23 protein-coding genes and 1 rRNA gene are annotated in these 19,671 nt (G+C 37.8%); 2 read left to right on the top strand and 22 right to left on the bottom strand.

The window, feature by feature from the left end; genetic code table 11:
- Nucleotides 1-2: 2 nt before the first annotated feature.
- The 12 genes from spoVG to metG form a co-directional block, all read right to left on the bottom strand.
- Nucleotides 3-293, bottom strand: a complete 291-nt coding sequence (gene spoVG / locus MKX65_RS00295; protein ID WP_003347151.1) for a septation regulator SpoVG — start codon at nucleotides 291-293, stop codon at nucleotides 3-5.
- A 150-nt stretch (nucleotides 294-443) separates the two neighbouring features.
- Complete coding sequence (locus tag MKX65_RS00290; protein ID WP_160548420.1) at nucleotides 444-818, bottom strand: RidA family protein; 375 nt, start codon at nucleotides 816-818, stop codon at nucleotides 444-446.
- Entirely contained in the window at nucleotides 815-1,651 is an 837-nt protein-coding gene (purR, locus tag MKX65_RS00285) for a pur operon repressor (RefSeq protein ID WP_340901739.1), read from the bottom strand. Before purR ends, MKX65_RS00290 begins: the two co-directional genes overlap by 4 nt.
- 55 nt (nucleotides 1,652-1,706) lie before the next feature.
- Nucleotides 1,707-2,576 (bottom strand): 4-(cytidine 5'-diphospho)-2-C-methyl-D-erythritol kinase, encoded by an 870-nt coding sequence (ispE, locus tag MKX65_RS00280; RefSeq protein WP_160548450.1) that lies wholly within the window; start codon nucleotides 2,574-2,576, stop codon nucleotides 1,707-1,709.
- A gap of 177 nt (nucleotides 2,577-2,753) precedes the next feature.
- The gene (locus tag MKX65_RS00275; protein ID WP_119706206.1) at nucleotides 2,754-2,930 is read right to left on the bottom strand and encodes a small, acid-soluble spore protein, alpha/beta type; all 177 of its coding nucleotides are present in this window, start codon (nucleotides 2,928-2,930) and stop codon (nucleotides 2,754-2,756) included.
- Nucleotides 2,931-3,108: 178 nt separating this feature from the next.
- Nucleotides 3,109-3,372, bottom strand: a complete 264-nt coding sequence (gene veg, locus MKX65_RS00270) for a biofilm formation stimulator Veg (protein WP_066059266.1) — start codon at nucleotides 3,370-3,372, stop codon at nucleotides 3,109-3,111.
- A gap of 271 nt (nucleotides 3,373-3,643) precedes the next feature.
- On the bottom strand, nucleotides 3,644-4,522 hold the full coding sequence (gene yabG, locus MKX65_RS00265; RefSeq protein ID WP_340901738.1) for a sporulation peptidase YabG: 879 nt from the start codon (nucleotides 4,520-4,522) through the stop codon (nucleotides 3,644-3,646).
- A gap of 722 nt (nucleotides 4,523-5,244) precedes the next feature.
- Complete coding sequence (gene rsmA / locus MKX65_RS00260) at nucleotides 5,245-6,123, bottom strand: 16S rRNA (adenine(1518)-N(6)/adenine(1519)-N(6))-dimethyltransferase RsmA (protein ID WP_160548416.1); 879 nt, start codon at nucleotides 6,121-6,123, stop codon at nucleotides 5,245-5,247.
- A complete protein-coding gene (gene rnmV / locus MKX65_RS00255) occupies nucleotides 6,116-6,676 on the bottom strand; it encodes a ribonuclease M5 (protein WP_160548415.1) in 561 nt (186 codons plus the stop codon). The genes rsmA and rnmV overlap by 8 nt, the downstream gene beginning before the upstream one ends.
- 177 nt (nucleotides 6,677-6,853) lie before the next feature.
- Nucleotides 6,854-8,038: a ubiquitin-like domain-containing protein gene (locus tag MKX65_RS00250; protein WP_160548414.1), complete on the bottom strand. Its 1,185-nt coding sequence runs from the start codon at nucleotides 8,036-8,038 to the stop codon at nucleotides 6,854-6,856.
- 240 nt (nucleotides 8,039-8,278) lie between these two features.
- Nucleotides 8,279-9,046 carry a YchF/TatD family DNA exonuclease gene (locus tag MKX65_RS00245; protein WP_160548413.1) on the bottom strand — a complete coding sequence of 256 codons (768 nt, stop codon included), beginning with the start codon at nucleotides 9,044-9,046 and terminating at the stop codon, nucleotides 8,279-8,281.
- A gap of 170 nt (nucleotides 9,047-9,216) precedes the next feature.
- Nucleotides 9,217-11,175: a methionine--tRNA ligase gene (metG, locus tag MKX65_RS00240; RefSeq protein ID WP_160548412.1), complete on the bottom strand. Its 1,959-nt coding sequence runs from the start codon at nucleotides 11,173-11,175 to the stop codon at nucleotides 9,217-9,219.
- A 463-nt stretch (nucleotides 11,176-11,638) separates the two neighbouring features.
- On the opposite strand from metG, the gene MKX65_RS00235 reads away from it, so the two are divergent.
- Nucleotides 11,639-11,923, top strand: a complete 285-nt coding sequence (locus tag MKX65_RS00235) for an AbrB/MazE/SpoVT family DNA-binding domain-containing protein (protein WP_066059282.1) — start codon at nucleotides 11,639-11,641, stop codon at nucleotides 11,921-11,923.
- Nucleotides 11,924-11,964: 41 nt separating this feature from the next.
- Here the strand turns inward: MKX65_RS00235 and rsmI are convergent, their stop codons facing one another.
- The 9 genes from rsmI to MKX65_RS00190 all read right to left on the bottom strand — a co-directional run bounded on the left by rsmI (nucleotide 11,965) and on the right by MKX65_RS00190 (nucleotide 18,944).
- Nucleotides 11,965-12,840, bottom strand: coding sequence for a 16S rRNA (cytidine(1402)-2'-O)-methyltransferase (gene rsmI, locus MKX65_RS00230; protein ID WP_160548411.1), 876 nt, complete (start codon nucleotides 12,838-12,840; stop codon nucleotides 11,965-11,967).
- Entirely contained in the window at nucleotides 12,818-13,603 is a 786-nt protein-coding gene (locus tag MKX65_RS00225) for a tRNA1(Val) (adenine(37)-N6)-methyltransferase (RefSeq protein ID WP_340901729.1), read from the bottom strand. The genes rsmI and MKX65_RS00225 overlap by 23 nt, the downstream gene beginning before the upstream one ends.
- 70 nt (nucleotides 13,604-13,673) lie before the next feature.
- Nucleotides 13,674-14,051 (bottom strand): DNA replication initiation control protein YabA, encoded by a 378-nt coding sequence (gene yabA / locus MKX65_RS00220; protein WP_340901728.1) that lies wholly within the window; start codon nucleotides 14,049-14,051, stop codon nucleotides 13,674-13,676.
- A 31-nt stretch (nucleotides 14,052-14,082) separates the two neighbouring features.
- Nucleotides 14,083-14,892 carry a PSP1 domain-containing protein gene (locus MKX65_RS00215; protein ID WP_119706196.1) on the bottom strand — a complete coding sequence of 270 codons (810 nt, stop codon included), beginning with the start codon at nucleotides 14,890-14,892 and terminating at the stop codon, nucleotides 14,083-14,085.
- Nucleotides 14,885-15,892, bottom strand: coding sequence for a DNA polymerase III subunit delta' (gene holB / locus MKX65_RS00210; RefSeq protein WP_160549851.1), 1,008 nt, complete (start codon nucleotides 15,890-15,892; stop codon nucleotides 14,885-14,887). The genes MKX65_RS00215 and holB overlap by 8 nt, the downstream gene beginning before the upstream one ends.
- A 12-nt stretch (nucleotides 15,893-15,904) precedes the next feature.
- Complete coding sequence (locus MKX65_RS00205) at nucleotides 15,905-16,345, bottom strand: DUF327 family protein (RefSeq protein ID WP_160549852.1); 441 nt, start codon at nucleotides 16,343-16,345, stop codon at nucleotides 15,905-15,907.
- Between the two features lie 14 nt (nucleotides 16,346-16,359).
- Entirely contained in the window at nucleotides 16,360-16,689 is a 330-nt protein-coding gene (locus MKX65_RS00200) for a cyclic-di-AMP receptor (protein ID WP_119706193.1), read from the bottom strand.
- A gap of 161 nt (nucleotides 16,690-16,850) precedes the next feature.
- The gene (tmk, locus tag MKX65_RS00195; RefSeq protein ID WP_160549853.1) at nucleotides 16,851-17,486 is read right to left on the bottom strand and encodes a dTMP kinase; all 636 of its coding nucleotides are present in this window, start codon (nucleotides 17,484-17,486) and stop codon (nucleotides 16,851-16,853) included.
- 27 nt (nucleotides 17,487-17,513) lie between these two features.
- Nucleotides 17,514-18,944, bottom strand: a complete 1,431-nt coding sequence (locus tag MKX65_RS00190; RefSeq protein ID WP_340901724.1) for an aminotransferase class I/II-fold pyridoxal phosphate-dependent enzyme — start codon at nucleotides 18,942-18,944, stop codon at nucleotides 17,514-17,516.
- A 232-nt stretch (nucleotides 18,945-19,176) separates the two neighbouring features.
- Here MKX65_RS00190 and MKX65_RS00185 point away from each other — a divergent pair, with 232 nt between their 5' ends.
- Complete coding sequence (locus MKX65_RS00185; protein ID WP_377057360.1) at nucleotides 19,177-19,368, top strand: sigma factor G inhibitor Gin; 192 nt, start codon at nucleotides 19,177-19,179, stop codon at nucleotides 19,366-19,368.
- A 91-nt stretch (nucleotides 19,369-19,459) separates the two neighbouring features.
- Here the strand turns inward: MKX65_RS00185 and rrf are convergent.
- Nucleotides 19,460-19,575 (bottom strand): 5S ribosomal RNA (gene rrf, locus MKX65_RS00180).
- Nucleotides 19,576-19,671 lie beyond the last annotated feature (96 nt).

The following is a 19,671-nucleotide window of genomic DNA, read 5'->3' as shown; positions in this document are numbered from 1 at the left end:
TTTTAGGAAGCTCCAGCTTCTTCAAATTCAACTTCTAATTCACCTAAACGGTGGTACTCAGCTAATACTGCTTCTTGAATCTTCCCACGTGTACCTGAATTAATCGGATGAGCGATATCGCGAAACTCTCCATCTGGTGTGCGTTTACTAGGCATAGCAACGAATAATCCGTTATTTCCGTCTATCACGCGGATATCGTGAACAACAAACTCATTATCAAGCGTAATGGATGCGATTGCTCTCATACGTCCGTCTGTATTAACGCGGCGTAATCTTACGTCTGTTACTTCCATCCTGTTCACCACCTTTGCACAATTAGATATAATCTACGTTTAAATATTCAACAAATTTTTCATATCTCCTTCTTCAAATTCAATTTTTTTTGAAAAATTAGTCAAAATCGTGAACTATTTGTAATTTATAAAGAATAAAAAACACTCGTCTTATTTGACGAGTGCAATTACTTCGATTTCTACTAATACATCCTTCGGCAATCTTGCCACTTCCACACAAGAACGAGCTGGCTTATGTACAGAAAAATATTCTCCATACACTTCATTTACTGCAGCAAATTCATCCATGTTTTTAATAAATACCGTTGCCTTTACTACTGTTTCGAGCGTTGCTCCTGCTTCTTTAAGGACAGCCTGTAAGTTTTTAAATACTTGATGTGTTTGTTCTTTTACATCTCCTTGAAGTAAATCACCCTCGGCAGTTAAAGGAATCTGACCAGAGCTATAAAACATATTGTTTACAACGATACCTTGAGAATATGGCCCGATAGCTGCTGGTGCTTCATTTGTTTGAACTACTTTCATATTAACTCCTCCTGTTTATGTAAAAAATAATTTCCTTCATTCACTTGGATTTGCTTTTCTTTTACATCCACATCCGAAAGCTTTACTAAGGATAAATAATCATCCACTAGTCTCTCTTCAATTTTCTCTGCTTCCACGAGTACGGCAATACCAGCTAAATTAGCATTAAACTCATTCAACATACTAATCATTCCGTTAACGGTTCCGCCTGCTTTCATAAAATCATCAACAATTAAAACATTAGCCCCTTGATCCATACTGCGTTTCGAAAGAACCATCGTTTGAATTCGTCCTGTTGATCCTGACACATAGTTAATACTTACTGTGGAACCCTCAGTTACTTTATTATCTCGGCGCACAATAACAACCGGCACATTTAAATGACTTGCAACCGCATATGCCAAAGGAATTCCCTTCGTTGCAACTGTCATAACCAGATCAATTTTCTCCTCTGTAAAAGCAGAAGCAAGTAAGCGGCCAGCCTTTTGAACAATCGCTGGATCTCCTAATATATCTGTCATATACAGATATCCACCCGGTAACAGCCGATCAGGATCAGCAATTAGGCCGCATAATTCGTTAATAATTGGCCTGGCTTCCCCATCTGATACTTTTACAGTAAACTTCACACCACCTGATGCTCCAGGAACCGTTTTCAGCGTCCCGATTCCTCTTTTCTCAAAAGTCTCTTTAATGATTGCTAAATCTTCACTGATAGATGATTTAGCGGAACCATACCTTTCTGAAAAGAAAGAAAGTGAAACTAATTGCTGGGGGTGCTCAAGCAAATAATTCGTCATATCTACTAACCTTTCGCTTCGACGAAACTTCATAATAGACCTCCCATATCCGAATGTTTTAACGATAATATACCATTAATGTACGGATTTAATCAAGGGTATGTCGTTCTCCTAGCATGCGTACAGCAAAAACCTGGTCACAAAATCCTCTCAGCCCATTATACAGTCGGTGCATTCTTGAATCATGGTGAACAAGGGCAAAAACAGTTGGACCGCTTCCGCTCATCAGTACTGCATCGGCGCCAAATCTTTGCATTTGATCCTTGATTTGAGCAACCTCCGGATAAAGCTTCAAAGTGACTTCTTCGAGCACATTTCCTACATTGTCACACACACCATTAAAGCTTCCTTCTTTAATCGCCTCGACCATTGCAGGTAGGTTAGGATGACTTATTCCACTTAATTCAAGCCTTCTATACACGTCTGCTGTTGAAACGCCGATAAATGGCTTTGCTAAAACTACCCAACAAGTAGGAGGTGGAGGAAGTTGTGTAATCTTTTCTCCACGTCCTTTTGCTAACGCCGTTCCACCGTAAACACAAAAGGACACATCCGACCCAATCTCAGAGCCTAATTCCGCAAGCTCGTCCAAAGTTAAATTCAATTTCCAAAGCTTGTTTAACCCTCTTAGCGTTGCGGCTGCATCACTGCTTCCACCCGCCAATCCTGCGGCAACAGGAATATTTTTCTCAATAGAAATATGAACTCCAGCTTTCACTTGAAACCTTTCTTTCAACAGCTTTGCTGCTTGAAAGGCTAGATTCCGTTGATCGTCTGGAACAAACCGATTTTGAGAGTTGATTCGTATCGCATCCTCTTCTAAAAAGGTTAGTTCGACTCGATCAGCAAGGTCTATCGTTGTCATGATCATTTCTACTTCATGAAACCCATCTGATCGTTTATGTAATACATCTAACGATAAATTGATCTTTGCAGGAGCTTTTATTAAAAGCTTCAACATCTCCACCTACTTTAAACATTCTCTCTAGTCCATTTTTGTCCTATTTTACCACAAAACAATAAAAGTAAGACCTCTCCACACAAAAAAGCCGGAGAATCAGTTTTCTCCGGCTTCTGTCGCAATGAATTCGAATTGTTAGTTAACTCTCGCATGAAGTAAAAAGGTTGCTTGCTTTTAGCGCTTTTCCGTTAACTGCTGTTGCGCTATTTCGATCGCACGCTTGACCATGTTGCCAGCGTCTTTCGCTTTAATGCCACCCCAACCTTCTTTTTGAACGACATCATAAAATCCTAGCTCCTTCGCTAGTTCCTCTTTAAATCCTTCTGACATCATCCCTCTTCTTCTGCTCACGATAACATCCCCTTTCTTCATCACGACACTCTTATTATGTTGAAGTGGTTAGAAATTCATTAGCTTTTAGAGAAAAATTGATTGAATTTACGTATAGTTTTTCAAAGAAAATATAAAATAAAAAACAAATTAAAAAGCAGCAAACCCATAGTTCACTGCTTACACGATAAGGACAACCTTAACTTAGTGCCATTTGTCCTGTTGTATCTTCATAGAAAGTAATCTGAACCGTCTCTGTTAAAACGTCTGCATAGCTGTACGATACACGTTCGAAAGCATTTTCTTCTTGATCTAACTCAATTACAAACACAGATGGATACGTTTCTGCAAGAATTCCGTATCTTTCAATAGTCTTTCTTCGACCACCATTGGCCTTGAGCAAAAGTCTTTTTCCTAAATTTGAATCAAGAGCTTTTTTAATATCAACCAAAGTTTTTGCCATTCGGTCCACCTCACTATGTAAAGTATAACACGTTTACACTGTATAGTCAAACAAAATAATAAATTATAACAGTGTTTAAAAATAAAAGTCAATATTTTTTGTTCAGCATTTTCTTCTAATTTTCAACATTTTTAGGATTACCTATTTATTTTGAAATATGTACCGAATTTTTAAACAAAAGCTCTTTTCTAAAACATTGTTGCTATATACACACTTTTTAGGGAAAAACAGCCTAATTAAAAAAACACCGTTCTATTTTGAACGGCATTTCTCATTCGTGATTTCCTTTGTTATAAGGCATACCCGTTCGTAGTACGCCTTTTGTTTCGATTCCTCCAAGTCCTTTTTCTCCCGTTAACGTATTTCTCAATACATCCCATACGTTAATTCTCTCCATAAACGGAGTAAAGGAAATTTTAGCTACAATATAGACAGGATCAAGGGCGTGTATGTTAACTCTTGAAGGGGAACTTGCAAAGTTAGCACCTGCTTGAATCAATGATTCAAAATGGGACTGACAGGCCCCAGCAAATATGACCAACTGGTCGAGATGAGGGAACTTCTTTCTGGCCTCTCTTACCGCTTGAACAAAGTGTTTTGAATGTCTATATGCATTGATATCAGTAGGTTTCCCCTTGGCCTTTGAATATGCATCATGACCTGTAATAACGATAATATCAGGGCGATAATAATCAATCAAAGACCCTATTTTATTTGGCATTTCTTTTTCATTTACATGAATGCCTGTTACAGGTACTCCAATTTTTTCATACAATGTTAAGCACTTTTGCAAATAAGAAGGATCTCCATCCAGATGTAATACTTTCCCTGGCACTTGGAAATAGTTAAATGGCTTACTGTACCCTTCAGTTGCCTCAAACTCCTGTTTAAACTGTAAAAGATCCACATCCTGCCGAAAGAGCTGGTAAGATTGTTCTTCAAGTGATTGGTACTCCGATGCCACTTTAGAACGGGTATTTTGATCAATCACGACCAAATCTTCATAGGGGGCATCCGCAATTAGTCGAAAATTTTCCCCGTATAATACAGCTAACTTCTTCCCTTGTTCTTCTCGTATATCTATAACCCGAAAGATAATATCACAATTATACGAAACTCTCCCAACGACATCCAAAAGGTTGATCGTCAATGTAGTCACTCCAATTAGCCCAATAAACTAGAGCATTCAAATAGAATAATTCTTAATTATCCTATGCAAGGAACTTATAAGGCGTGATATACAGAAAAGCGCAAGTGCCTTGTTTAGCCCCGAATCGCACAGGAAAGCCTGTCTTCTGGAGTGATTTGGCTTATAACCTTATATTATTCCTAGAGGGGTTAGGGGCTGGGGCTAGACAGAGTGTAAATCCAGAAAAAAAGACCCTCAAATTTTGAATAATAACCGGAAGAATTCCGTTTAAATTGGGAAATACCCATATTTCCTTAAGAATAAGCGGAGTTTTTCCGCTTATGTGATTCAAATCTTTGAATTTTGGCTTATTTAGAGCAGTTAACCGGAATTCCTCCGCTTATTTCTGCTTCTTAAGCTTCCTCTATATACATTAACCGGAAATTCTCCTCCTATTAATTCTCTTACCTATATGAAATCATTAAGGAATTATTACAGAGCCAAAGTTAAAAGAAAAACACAGCATTTTGCAGTCCAATTTACGAGGTAACAGAAATCTCTGTAACCTTACATTTTGATATACAAATTGGAATACAGTTTCACGCCTATTTTTATAATGATTCACGTTATACCAATAAAAAATGACCATCAAATTCACATACAAATTAATGGTCATTTTAATATATATGTTGGATTTTTGTGACAGGGAACAGAACCCGTTACTTTACTCAGATGCGTTCTTTTTAAGCAAAATGATCGAGCAAAGCATCGCTAAGTTGAGCAAATTCAGCAATCGACAATGTCTCGCCTCGTCTAGCAGGCTCAATTTCAGCTTTTTCAAGCGCCTGCAATATCATGTCCTTCTTTGCCTTTCCGTCGGGTAATTGGCTTGTTAAGTTGTTTAAAATCGTTTTCCGACGCTGCGCGAAGCTTGCTCTTGTTACTTGAAAGAAAAAGTCTTCACTTCGAACTTTAACGACAGGCTCTTGTCTAACCGTTAATCGAATAACTGCCGAATCAACATTCGGTTGCGGCATGAAGACGGTTTTCGGAACAACCATGACCGTCTCCGCTTCCGTATAATATTGGACAGCAATTGAAAGGGATCCATAGTCCTTTCCACCGGGTTTCGCAGCGATACGATCAGCTACTTCTTTTTGAAGCATACAAACAATTCCTCTAATTGGGAGTTTCTCCTCTAATAACTTCATAATGATCGGAGTGGTTACATAGTAAGGTAGATTGGCAACAACCATGATATCTTCTAAACCTTTGAACTGTTCCTCGATGACCTCTTTTACATTTGCTTTCAATACGTCTTCATGAATAATGGTTGTGTTCGAATAGGGAGCTAGCGTCTCTTTTAAAATCGGTAGTAATCGCTGGTCAATTTCAAACGCAACCACCTTTTCGCTATTTCTTGCTAATTGCTCTGTTAATGCCCCTATTCCAGGTCCAATTTCAATGGCTCCGGACTTTTCAGTTAAATTAGCGTGATCAACAATTCTTTTTAAAATATTGGTATCAATTAAGAAGTTTTGACCTAAGCTTTTTTTGAACGAAAAACCAAACTTCTTTAGTATTTCCTGTGTCCTTACAGGGGTAGCTATATCTTTACTCATCTGTTTCCTCCTGAAAAATAACGGATAGTGCTCTTGAAAACTCTTCTTTACTGATTTGAAACATCAATAGTCGCTTATAAAGTTGCTTTCCATTTGTATACCCAATCGAAAGGAGTTTACCAAGCTTCTCTCTTCTTTTCTTTGCCTTTGGACCACCGATTAGACCTGCTGTTAATAAATCCTCTTGAGTAATCTGTTCTTCCACTTCTTCCTTCATATGGTGAGCATGGCGAAGAGCCTTTCGAATCTCTTCCACTGAAGCGTGTTCGACACCAACACCCTTCCCTCTTTTATGTAGTGCATTCTCCTTTGGGATAAAGGCATGCTTGCAATTTGGTACATGCTCAGCAATTGTTTGTCTTATTTTTTGACCAGGATAGTCTGGATCAGTGAAAACAATAACTCCCCTTGTCTGTTGGGCCCTTCTTATCCGATTGATGGTATCCTCATTTAATGCCGAACCATTCGTTTCAATCGTATCGGCATCTACAGCCCTTCGAATGGCTGTAGTATCGTCTTTACCCTCCACAACGATAATTTCCTGTATCTTCATAAACTCCTCCCAATACACATACCATTAAATAAACTCTGTTTCTGAAAAAAATTTAAAATAATTGAAATAAAAATGAAACATTCTGGCTATTTAATTCGTCTATATAGTATAAACCAATTGTAATGAAAAACGGACAAAAACACAAAAAAGCAGAGGGCAGCCCCTCTGCATAATGAATTAGTTAAGAATTTTAATTTTAACCGTTTTATGACCCCAACGATATGCATCTGCTTTCGACGCAAAAAACACATCGATTTTATTCCCTTTAATAGCTGAACCTTTATCAGCTGCAACTGCATAGCCATAGCCTTCGACATATACCTTTGTCCCTAGTGGAATTACACTTGGATCGACTGCAATCACTTTTGCACCTGGATTAGCATGAAGGTTCAATCCCGTTGCCGTAACGCCAGAGCATCCATTGCAACTTGCGGTATAAGCAGTGGATGTAACAAAAAACTCCTTGCTAACACTGTCACTACCACGTGATACGGTTTGGGTACTTACCTTTGTTCCTACCGCGACAACCTTATCTTGCTTCTCTTTAACCTGTGTTTCTTTTAGAAGCGTTCTAGAGACTTCTTTGCCGTTCTCTAATACCACCTCATACTCCTTTGTCTTCAGTCCTTCTTGACCCGGAGTTACTACCTTTTCTGTGCCTTTTGATAGATTACTATCATTCTTTGTAACAACTGCAAAATGAATCGGTTCTTCCACTACATCGGTGACTTTTTCAACCCGAATGATGCTAACAACAGCATCCTTCTGAATAACTGAGTCTTTTTCAGGCATTACACGGTCTAGTTCTCCTAGAGTGATTTCTTGTTGTAGTAAAAAGTCAGCGACCGTAGTCGAAGTAGTAGTCCATACTTCTTCTTCTGTACCACCGTTATTTAACTTGAATGGAAACGCAATGTTTACTTCAATATTCATATTCTTCTTGATTGCAGTGTCTAAATCAGGTGTAACCTTATCGTGCTCAGTAAGTATAATTTCTTGTTCCTTTAAAAACTCTTCTACAGTATCTGCTGTAGACCAAACTGCTTTTTCCTCGGTATCTTTTACCATTTGGACCTGTTTCGCAGGTTTATATACAACCTTTAAGTTGTCTTTGACCTTTGTGTTTTCCGAGGGAAACACATAGTCTTCTGAACGAAGAGCGATGTCAAGTTCGTCGAAAATACCTTCAATTGTGGCTGCATGTGTCTTGATGATACGTTCTTGGCCATCTAGTGTCATGGTAACAGTTTCCTTCGTGGATTCATACACCGTAAACCCAGTAGCTGTTGTGAAAACTATGAAACTAGCAGAGATAATGGCCCACTTCTTTGTCCTCAAAGACCTGGAAAACAGGCTTTTCATGCTTTGAATAACGATGAAAAACGCCTCCTTTTCTCATGGAGTGATTATATAAAGTATCTTACTGCCTGTCAACCCTCAGGATTTTCCTCTGAACGTACTCATTATTATGACTAATAGAATTCAAAAAAGAAAGAGAGAGTTGTCGACACGGTTATCCTATGAGAGAAAGGAGACATGTAGAACTTTTTAGAAAAAGAAAAGATTTGGACAAGCTTTTATTTTATTCGACAGGATTCCTTATCAATTTATGCCGAATAATATTTTTGCATTTTCTGTTGTTACCTGTGAAACTTCTTCGTAACTAAGTCCCTTTAATTCAGCAATTTGCTCCGCCACTAACTTCACATAACTCGGTTCATTTCTTTTCCCTCTGTATGGATGTGGAGCAAGATACGGGCAGTCGGTTTCGATTAAAAGCTTCTTTAACGGAATCTCTTGTGCCACTTCTTTCGGCTTTTTAGCATTTTTGAATGTAACCGGTCCACCAAGGGATATATAGAAGTTCATTTCCACACATTCCTTTGCAACCTCTACGCTCCCACTAAAACAATGCATAATGCCTCCTACCTCAGCCGCGTTTTCTTCTTTTAAGATTGTAACAATGTCTGCTGTTGCCTCTCGGTTATGAATCACAATAGGTAGTTTCACTTTTTTAGCTAACTGTATTTGTTTTCTAAAGACTTCCTGTTGTACTTCTTTTGGTGATTTATCCCAATAATAATCAAGTCCCATCTCTCCGATAGCTACCACTTTAGGGTGTTTCGCAAGCTCTTCAATCCACTCCAAGTCTTCATCACGCATATCAATCGCATCAACCGGATGCCACCCAATACTTGCATAGATAAAATCGTATTCTTCGATTAATTCCATTGCTTTGATAATTGTAGGTCGGTCGAAACCTACAACCACCATGTATTGGACACCTTCCATCCTAGCTCGGTCAATTACCTCATTTAGATCCTCTGAAAATTGTTCTGCATTTAAATGTACATGTGTATCAAATAACATTTATTTCCTCCAATATTAATTTTCTGTTACATATATTTTATTTGTTTCTCAACTATTAAGTCTCTTCGCTCCCTTATATAAACAGGAAGATAAGAAAAACATAGGAATGAGCCATGTGTAATGTTACACGTGAAACATTTCTATGTTTTATCTTAGTAAGACTTTATTCCTTATTTTACTTTCGCTCCTAGTGGAAGAGAGTCACTCACTGTGGCCAACGACATAATTCCATCCTTTTGACCAGCAAGAATCATTCCTTGAGACAATTCTCCGCGTAATTTTACTGGTTTTAAATTCGTCACACAGATGACTCTTTGTCCAACTAAATCTTCTGGTTTATAAAATTGCGCAATTCCCGAAACCACCTGTCTACGCTCAAACCCAAGATCTAACTGTAGCTTTAATAGCTTATCCGCCTTTTTAATGGGCTCAGCTTCTACTACTTGCGCTACTCGCAGATCCACCTTCATAAAGTCATCAATCGTGATTTCCTCAACCTCTGGAATTTCCTCAACTTTTGGTTCTTCTGCTACAGGCTTCACAGTTGATTGCATTTTTTGTTTAATAAAAGACACTTCTTCTTGGATATCAAGTCGCGGGAAAATGGGATCACCTTTCTCCACCTTTGTACCTTCTGGAATCAACCCGAATTTTTCGAGACTTTCCCAGGACTGAAGACTACTTTCTACAATAGAAAGCTGTTTAAATATGTCTTTAGGTGTTTTTGTTAGGAATGGCTGAAGCAAGATTGCTACTCGACGAAGAGATTCAGCTAAATGAACCATAACACTTGCTAACTCATCTTTTTTCTCCTCGTCTTTAGCTAGAGCCCAAGGCGCTGTCTCATCAATATATTTATTTGTTCGGCTAACTAACTGCCAAAGGGCTGTAAGAGCAACAGAAAACTCCATTTTCTCCATTGCTTCTTCATATTTATTCACCGTTTCCTCATTCACTTGAAGAAGCTGTATTTCGAATTCTCCCTTTGAACCTTCGTACACCGGAATCGTTCCATCAAAATACTTATTGATCATTGCAACTGTACGATTTAATAGGTTACCCAAATCATTCGCTAAATCAAAGTTAATTCTTTCAACAAACCCTTCAGGTGTAAACACCCCATCCGCCCCAAATGGAACTTCTCTTAATAAGTAGTAACGAAGGGAATCTAATCCATAACGATCAATTAATGTTACTGGATCTACCACATTCCCTTTTGACTTAGACATTTTTCCATCTTTCATAAGAAGCCAACCGTGAGCGAACACCTTTTTTGGAAGAGGAAGGTCTAGTGCCATAAGCATAATTGGCCAATAGATGGTATGGAAACGAACGATCTCCTTCCCAACTAAATGTACGTCCGCTGGCCAATATGTTTCATATTTAGAAGCATCCTCTGTACCGTAGCCCAAAGCAGTAATATAATTGGACAAAGCATCAATCCATACATAAATAACATGCTTAGGATTGCCAGGTACTTTAACTCCCCAGTCAAACGTCGTTCTTGATACAGCAAGGTCCTCTAATCCTGGTTTAATAAAGTTATTAATCATCTCATTCTTACGAGACTCCGGTTGGATAAAGCCAGGGTTTTCCTCATAGTATTGCAACAGGCGATCAGCATACTTACTTACTTTAAAAAAGTAAGATTCTTCTTTCACCTTTTCTACGGGTCTACCACAGTCAGGGCAATTACCTTCATTTAATTGCCTTTCCGTAAAGAAAGATTCACATGGTGTACAGTACATTCCTTCGTATTGATCAAGATAAATATCACCTTGTTCAAGAAGCTGAGAAAATATCTTCTCTACTACCGTTTTATGTCTGTCTTGTGTCGTCCGTATAAAATCATCATACGAAATATCAAGCTTCTTCCAGAGTTCCTGAATTCCCTCTACAATATCACCCACGTAGGCTAGAGGGGTAATTCCTTTTTCCTCTGCCTTGCGCTGAATTTTCTGCCCATGTTCATCCGTACCCGTTAAGTACATGACATCAAACCCTCGTAGCCTCTTATAACGAGCCATCGCATCTCCAGCTACCGTTGTATATGCATGTCCAATATGTAAGTTTCCACTAGGGTAATAAATTGGTGTTGTTAAATAAAATGTCTTTCTTTTCTCAACCAAATCACTCACTCCTCATCCGATTATCATTCTGAATCGAGTCACTTCTTATACTCGTCAGCATAACCTCTTATCTCATCAAAATATACCTAATTATGAAGAAATGTGCAATATAATCAACTATATAGCCTTTTCCACTTCCCCCCATGTTTTATACCTTCTTCCGAGAAAAAAGTGTATGTTGATTCTTGTCGAATGATGTATTAGAATATGTCAATTTGTCGACAATCGGTTTATCATTTATTCATAATAAAATTAGGAAACATCATCCTACAGTATTCCAAAACGTTGATTTATCAACGTTATTTAACTGCTAATATTTTCTAAATTAATCAGATATAAAGTTATTGACGTTTTTGGGAATGGCTGGTATTATAAAAACATAAAAGAAATTTGTCGAATAATGACGAAAAAAAGAGACAGAGAAATATAAATACAATGGAGATTTGAGAGGAGCTAAAAAATTATGAAATCTACTGGTATTGTTCGTAAAGTTGATGAGCTTGGTCGTGTAGTTATTCCTATCGAACTAAGACGTACACTTGGTATCGCAGAAAAGGATGCTCTAGAAATCTATGTTGACGATGAGCGTATCATCCTAAAAAAATACAAGCCAAACATGACTTGCCAAGTAACTGGTGAAGTTTCTGATGATAATATCACACTAGCAGGCGGAAAGTTAATTCTTAGCCGCGAAGGTGCAGAACAACTACTTCAAGAAATCCAAAACAACTTTCAAGTATCTAAATAATGATTCGTCAAAAAAGCTTCTCGGTTAAAGAGAAGCTTTTTTTATTCTTGAACATGATAAGCCTGATACACTTCACGCTTTTGTAAATTTCTATCCTTTGCAACTTCCTTGATGGCTTCCTTAGATGACTGTCCTTTAGCATCAATATAATGCTCCACATGCTCAGGAATAGATAAACTCTCCCACCAGCTTTCTTCTTCCACTACCTCTTCCTTACTTCCTTCTATTATGATACAAAATTCCCCACGTACTTCTCCTTGAATGGACCATTCCACCAATTCAGAGACAGTCCCTCTAATAAACTCCTCGAATTTTTTTGTCAATTCTCTACATAAAGTCATCTGTCGGTTTCCTAGAACCTCTTCGATCTGCTGAAGTGTTTCTTTCAGTCGATGAGGTGACTCATAAAAGATCATGGTTGCTTTTTGATTCTTTAGTAACTCCAGTTCTTTTTTTCTATCCTTTTTCTGCCTCGATAAAAATCCATAAAAGTAAAAGGGCTGAGTTTGAATACCAGATGCTATAAGCGAAGTTAGTGCTGCATTCGCTCCTGGTAGAGGAACGACTGCAATTTCTTCCTGTGTGGCTTCCACTACCAACTCATAACCAGGATCTGAAATCGTAGGCATTCCTGCATCGCTGACAAGAGCAATCTTTGCTCCAGCCTTTAGCTTTTCAATTAGTTTTGCTCCACTCACTATCCGGTTATGTTCATGATAACTAACGATCGGTGTATCAATTTCGAAGTGATTACACAGTTTTTTTGTATTCCGAGTGTCTTCAGCTGCTATGTAATCCGCTTCTTTCAACAACCGTATAGCCCTAAAACTCATATCCTCTAAATTTCCAATTGGAGTAGGAACTAAATATAGAATCCCTTTCGTCTCTTCATTTTCAAAGCTTTTTTGTTCCCACATATCGATCACTCACTTCCGCTTTTCCTTCATTTTCTCCATACAATATTTCTTTCATTTCCTCAGTATATTCGTTGTTATCATTATAGACAAACATAGGAGCAAGTACTTTTAAATCTGGGCTTCCGCCCTTGATTGCCTCCACTAATAATATATTCGCTTCTTTTCCAACCTTTGGGTAAACCAATTGTATCCGCTTAGGTTCTAAACGGTATTTTCTCATTACAGTCACAATATCTAACAACCGTCCTGGCCGGTGTACAAATGCGACTTTTCCACCTTGTCGTACTAGCTGACTAGATACCGAAATGGCATCTTCTAAAGTGCATAGAATTTCGTGTCTAGCAATCGCTAAATGCTCATTCTCATTTCTCTCGTCTTTCTCACCAGTTAAAAAATAAGGGGGATTGCATGTAACGGCATCAAATTTTCCATGGCCAAGGCGTTTTGGCATGTCCTTAATATCTCCATGGATCATTTCAATTTGCTGATCAAGGTGATTGTATTGCACACTTCTTACCGCCATATCGTACAGACGTTCCTGTATTTCTACTCCTGTTATTTTCCCTTTTGTTCGCTTACTTAAAAAAAGGGGAATCACTCCATTTCCACTACACAAGTCGATGACATTTCCTTTTTGTATGGGCATATAAGCGAAGCGCGCTAATAATACAGCATCTAGAGAGAATGAAAAAACCGTTGGACTTTGGATAATCCGAAGTTCCTCTGCTAATAAGTAATCCAAACGTTCGTCGCCTTTTAACATATGGTGTCTTCCTCCTACCTGAATTCCTTTATTCTCCGAAAAAAAGGCCCCCTTGTCAAAGGAGACCCTCTTATTTTTTATTTAAAAAGGATAAGCAGAACAAACAGTCATCCTTTCTAGGACTTCCAAAATGGAGATTACAGATATGAAATCCTTCTTGATAAAGGCGAGCAAGGTTGTCATAACCTTCACCAATATCAACTATTTTTTCATTCTGAGTCTCCTCTGCCTTTTTCCCTTTTTTGCTTTTACTTACTTTTGGTTGCTGTTGCCTCTCGATGGATGTTCGATCAAGGTGCCTCCTCAAGTGCTCATTCTCTAGCTTTAAGGAGTTATTTTCTTCAAGTGTTTCAGCTAAATGTTGCTTTAACTCACCTAATTGCTTATATAGATGCCCAATTTGTGCTTCCATATTGCTTACTGAATCAAAAATTTCTTTTTTATTCACACCTTCCACCTCATTAATCTGTGGATTGAATCTATACAGCGCCTTCCTTTAATATCTCATCGAGAGTATATTCTAGGACACGCTCATGATCAGCCAGTTCAACCTGGAGTACTCTTTCCAGTATATTTAATCCCACCACTCGACCAGGGCCTTGTGGTGTGGAGATGACTTGACCTAGATCAGGTAGTAGCTCTTTTGCTGACTCATATTCATCATTTTCGTATTTTAAACAGCACATCAGACGCCCGCATAACCCTGAAATTTTTGTAGGGTTTAATGAGAGATTCTGATCTTTTGCCATTTTTATAGATACTGGATCAAAATCACCTAGAAAGCTGGAACAGCAAAGCATCCTACCACAAGGACCAATTCCACCAAGCATTTTCGCTTCATCTCTTACACCAATTTGACGAAGTTCAATTCTTGTACGGAATATAGCTGCTAAATCTTTTACGAGCTCACGGAAGTCAACGCGGCCATCAGCTGTAAAATAAAAAATCACTTTATTTCTGTCAAATGTATATTCAACATCCACTAGTTTCATATCCAGTTGATGTGTTGATACTTTTTCACAGCAAACATCGTATGCTTCCTTAGCCGCAAAACGATTTTCTTCAACGATTAAACGATCCTTTTGATCAGCAATTCTAAGGACTTTCTTAAGAGGAAGCACAACATCATGCTCATCAACCTGTTTCGGAGCAATAACTACCTTGCCATACTCGACTCCTCTTACTGTTTCCACAATAACAAATTCATCCTTTTGAATTGAGAGATCTCCGGGATCAAAATAATATATTTTACCCGCTTTTTTAAAGCGTACTCCTACTACATTATACAAATGAAGATCCCTCCTGCAATCGTAACACCAGCTCTTCCATTAGGAGCTGGGGGTTCATATTGGCTTGCAGCTTTCTTTTTGCCTCCAATATCCAAGACAATCCATCTGCAACTTGCCTTCCTGAAACATGAAGAGCGTATTGTTGCAGACGCGTCATTTCACTGACATAAACTACTTGGCTTGATTTCTCAAGCTGTAAATATAGTAAATCTTTATATAATAGAAGAAGTAAGTCTAAACCTTGATCAAACTGTTCTTTTTCTTTAAAGTGTAAAAACCATTCCTCTTGGAGCATCACCAATGCTTCGAGAGGGTTCTTTTTTAGCACTTCATATAATTTTAACACTATTTTTTGAGCTTGTGCAAACCAATCGTTATGACTTAGCTCCAAAGCCTCATCTAAATTATTGGTAAGTTGGGCAATTATAGGAGCTTTTGTTCTTTCTATCCCATGTTCACCCAATTTCTTTATTAAAATAGTAGGAGAGAATGGCTGGAATTTTATAATCTGACAGCGAGACAGAATAGTTGGTAGAATTTGTTGTGCTCCCTCCGTTAGTAAAATAGCTGTTGTCTCTGAATGCGGCTCTTCTAAAAACTTTAGTAAACTATTAGCTGCATTCCCTGTCATTCTGTCAGCATGCACAATAATGTACATTTTTTTCCTTGATTCCACACCCGTCTTAGAGAATTCCTCTTGTAAGTTTTGAATTTGCTTTTTCTTTATTGAAAGGCCATCCGGCTCTAACAAATGGAGATCCGGGTGATTCCCACTTGTAATCCTTTTACAATTGCTACATGCATCACATGGGATATAGTTGTCAATAGGACTAGAGCAGAAAAGGCTTTTAGCTAATAAATAACTAGCTTCTTTTTTTCCAATTCCTCTCATACCTTCGAACAGGTAAGCATGAGCTAACCTATCCTTTTGTATACTGTTTTTTAATAGCTTACCCACCATTGGCTGCACTTGATCCATCTCATCCCAAGTTTTAAGCATCGTCTCACTCACTTACGTATATAAATTAATTAAAAGGCCTTTTATTTCACCAATCTTACCGAGTAAATCAATAGAGTTTCCTTCCTTTTCAAGTACTCCCTCGGTTATCTCCACTAACTTTTCATCAATTGTCTCAACAATTTTTAACGATCTTCCTTGTCCGTACTGATTCCAGCTATGTGACTGCTTTAAGTCCATGCCAAAATCAACTGCTTCCTTCACAAACCTTTTGACTAATGTTTTATACTTAGAAAGGTCTTTGAATGTCCTTGACCTCGCTAACCTTTCACCCGCACTTTCAATATCCTTTAGGAGATTTTGAAGTTGACCAATCTGCATTTTTTGATCCTGTTTTTGCACGAGTTCATTAAATTTTAAACTAGTGTTCGCTGCTGTCTTTTGTTCAGATCGAATCTTATCTGTATTTAAACGAATATCCTGATTTATCTTCATAGGTGACCTCGCTATTAAAAGTGATGGAACTGCTCAACAGGTAAAACAAAAACTGTAGCTCCTCCTACTTCTACCTCGACCGGAAATGGAACATAGGAATCTGCATTCCCCCCCATTGGTGAAACAGGAGCCACCATCTGGTCTCTTGATTTACAATTATCTTTTATAATCTGCAAGGCTTTCTCTACACGTATATCTTCCGTTCCAATCATAAAGGTAGTATTCCCCGATTTCAAGAATCCCCCTGTTGTAGCTAGTTTTGTTGCACGAAAATTATTATCAACTAAAGCATTGGATAACCGATTACTATCTTGGTCCTGAACGACTGCTAAAATTAATTTCATATCATCCACCCCTTAGCGGTATAATATATTCTGAATTATTACCTTTATTATAACAGGTAATTAGCGTTGTACCATGCTCTAACCTATAATCTAAAAGAGGAAATTCAGGGATTGTTTTACTATAAAAATAAAGTGTCTTAACTTGTAAGACACTTTCCCTCTTATTGTTTATCTAACACTTTTAATAAGTTATTTAAAGACTGCTGAAAGACCTGTTCTACAGACTGAGATGCATCGATCAATAAGATTCTATCCTTAAACCGATTGAGGAGGAGATGATATCCTTCTCTCACTTTCTTATGAAAATGAATCTCTTCCAAATCAAGTCTGTTTACTTCCCTTCCTTTATGCTGGCCAATTCGGTTCAGACCAATTTCAGGATCAATATCAAAATAAAAAGTAGCATCTGGCATTTTGCCTTCAATGGCAAAGTGATTAATGCTATACACTTCATCAATTCCTAGTCCTCTTGCATACCCCTGATAAGCTAATGAACTATCTATAAAACGATCGCATAAAACGATAGAACCTTCTTGTAAATGCGGCAATACCTTTTCAACTAGGTGCTGACGTCTTGCTGCAGCATACAGCAATGCTTCTGTTCTCGCATCCATGGCTGTATTTTCTTTATTCAAAATTACTTCTCGAATTTGTTCAGCAATCGGAATGCCACCTGGTTCCCTTGTTACGATGACCTTCAGCCCTCGTTCCCTTAGTGCTGTTTCTAACATTCCAATAATGGTTGTTTTCCCAGCACCTTCTGGACCCTCTATTGTAATAAATAAACCCCTACTCATAATACCCTCCAACTATTTCACTTGTTTCTAATGATGAAATACTTTTAAATGGTGCTGCTTTATATTTTCTCCACCCTGGAATCTCGATCCAGCCTCTAATAAATTGTGAATATGATTAATATCTTCACCTTTTATTAATTCTCCCGGTAATAGTAACGGAATGCCAGGGGGATAAGGAATAATACTCTCTGCACATACTCGTCCACTTGCCTCTGACAAAGGAATAATTTCTACTTTCCTTTCTTGCTGTTCCTTATAGGATATATGTAACGTAGAAATAGAAGAACGATTGGTTGCACCTCGGAAATTCCTTCCAAGGATTTCTACTCCCTCTATTCCTTTTTTTATCGCACACCATACTTCCTCAATAGGATATAGATCTCCTCTTTTAAGCAGTGGGAAAATAAAAAGAACATTATGCTCATCTGCTAACTCTGTAAAAATTCCATACTCCTCTAGTTTGGATTGCAGTTCAAAACCAGTTAATGCAGTTCTTGATTGTATCGTTATTTTTAAAGGATCTCCTTCATCTTTATATGAAAGTAGCTTAATGGATGGAATACGATTTAATTTGTCTCTAAACTCAGAAATCATTTGGAGAGTATAATGTAAATCTTCTTCCTCATATGTGGCAATATACTTTCTAGCAAGGTCAAGAGAAGCCATAATTGGATAAGATGGACTACTAGATTGTAACATACGGAGAAACATCCTTACCCTTTCCAAATCAACCCTTTTACTATTGTAATGCAAGTATGATCCCATAGTCATGGCTGGCAGTGTCTTGTGTGCAGATTGTACCACCACATCAGCACCTAGTTCAGTAGCACTCGGTGGAAGCCCCTTGCTTCTTTTAAAATGGGCACCGTGTGCTTCATCCACTAAAACAATCATATTACGCTCATGGCAAAAGGTAATAATCTCCTTTAAGTTCGGTGCCATTCCATAATAGTTTGGATATGTAACAATTAGTGCTTTAACCTGAGGATAGTCCTTTACTGCTTCTTTTATACTATTTAATGTGATTCCTCCGGCTACTTGCCATTCCGTGTCAAACTCCGGCGCTATAAATATTGGTTTCACATTGGCGAAGCTCAGTCCGTTCATAATTGATTTATGACAATTCCTTTGAACAAGGACTTCATCCCCTTCACCTAGAGCTGAAAGAATCATAGCCAGATTTCCAACCGTTGAACCATTTATAAGAAAGAAGCTTTTTTTTACCTCATAATAATCAGCTAACAAAGTTTCTGCTTCGAGAATGGCCTCACTAGGAGAATGCAAATCGTCCAAACCTGATAATTCGGTTACATCAACATTCAAAATGTTTTGGAATAGTGGATGAGCTTCTTTTATAAATAGCTCTCCATTTTTATGCCCTGGGACATGAAACGAAATCACTTTTTTATTTTTATGTTTGATTAATGCATCATATAATGGGGTGTTTTTTTGGTTCACATGATATCCCTCTTATCTTTTTCAAATATCATACTTGTCTATTTTAACAAACTAGTCCTTTTAATTCTTATTTATTTTTTTAAAGTTTCTATGTAGACATACAACGATTTATTTATCAAACATAAAATAGTATTCAAGCAGTCTATCGAAAAGATTATTCGAAAAATTGTATACAAATAACGCATCATGGTAACAATAGGTGTATGGAGGTGGAGTTATTTTGGAACCGATTATGGCGATAAAACAGCTAGGGGAAATTTGTGTTGTTTGCGAGCAGTCCAAACCGAAAGGAATACATCTATACACTTCATTTATTTGCGTCGATTGTGAACGAAGTTTAGTGGCTACACCAACGACAGATCCAAAATATAAATATTATATTTCAAAACTTAGAAAAATTAATAAGCCTGAGATTTTCTCCTAATTTACGAACCAGTTGAAAGTACCTTGATAGGTGCTTTTTTACCTATGTATTTATAAATAAAAAAAGCACCCAATCAGGTGCTTTTTTCTTTGCCTAGCGACGTCCTACTCTCACAGAGGGAAACCCTCAACTACCATCGGCGCTGAAAAGCTTAACTTCCGTGTTCGGTATGGGAACGGGTGTGACCTTTTCGCTATCGCCACTAGACTCGTATTCACTTGAAGAAAATCATTCCTTCAAAACTAGATAATGAATGAAGAAGAAAGAAATACGTTTCATCGTTGTCCAGCTACAGCGCCTAGC

Source organism: Robertmurraya sp. FSL R5-0851, assembly GCF_038002965.1.
GTDB lineage: Bacteria > Bacillota > Bacilli > Bacillales > Cytobacillaceae > Robertmurraya_A > Robertmurraya_A beringensis.
The sequence above is the reverse complement of the archived record's forward strand: the minus strand, read 5'-3'. Positions and strand labels throughout refer to the sequence as shown.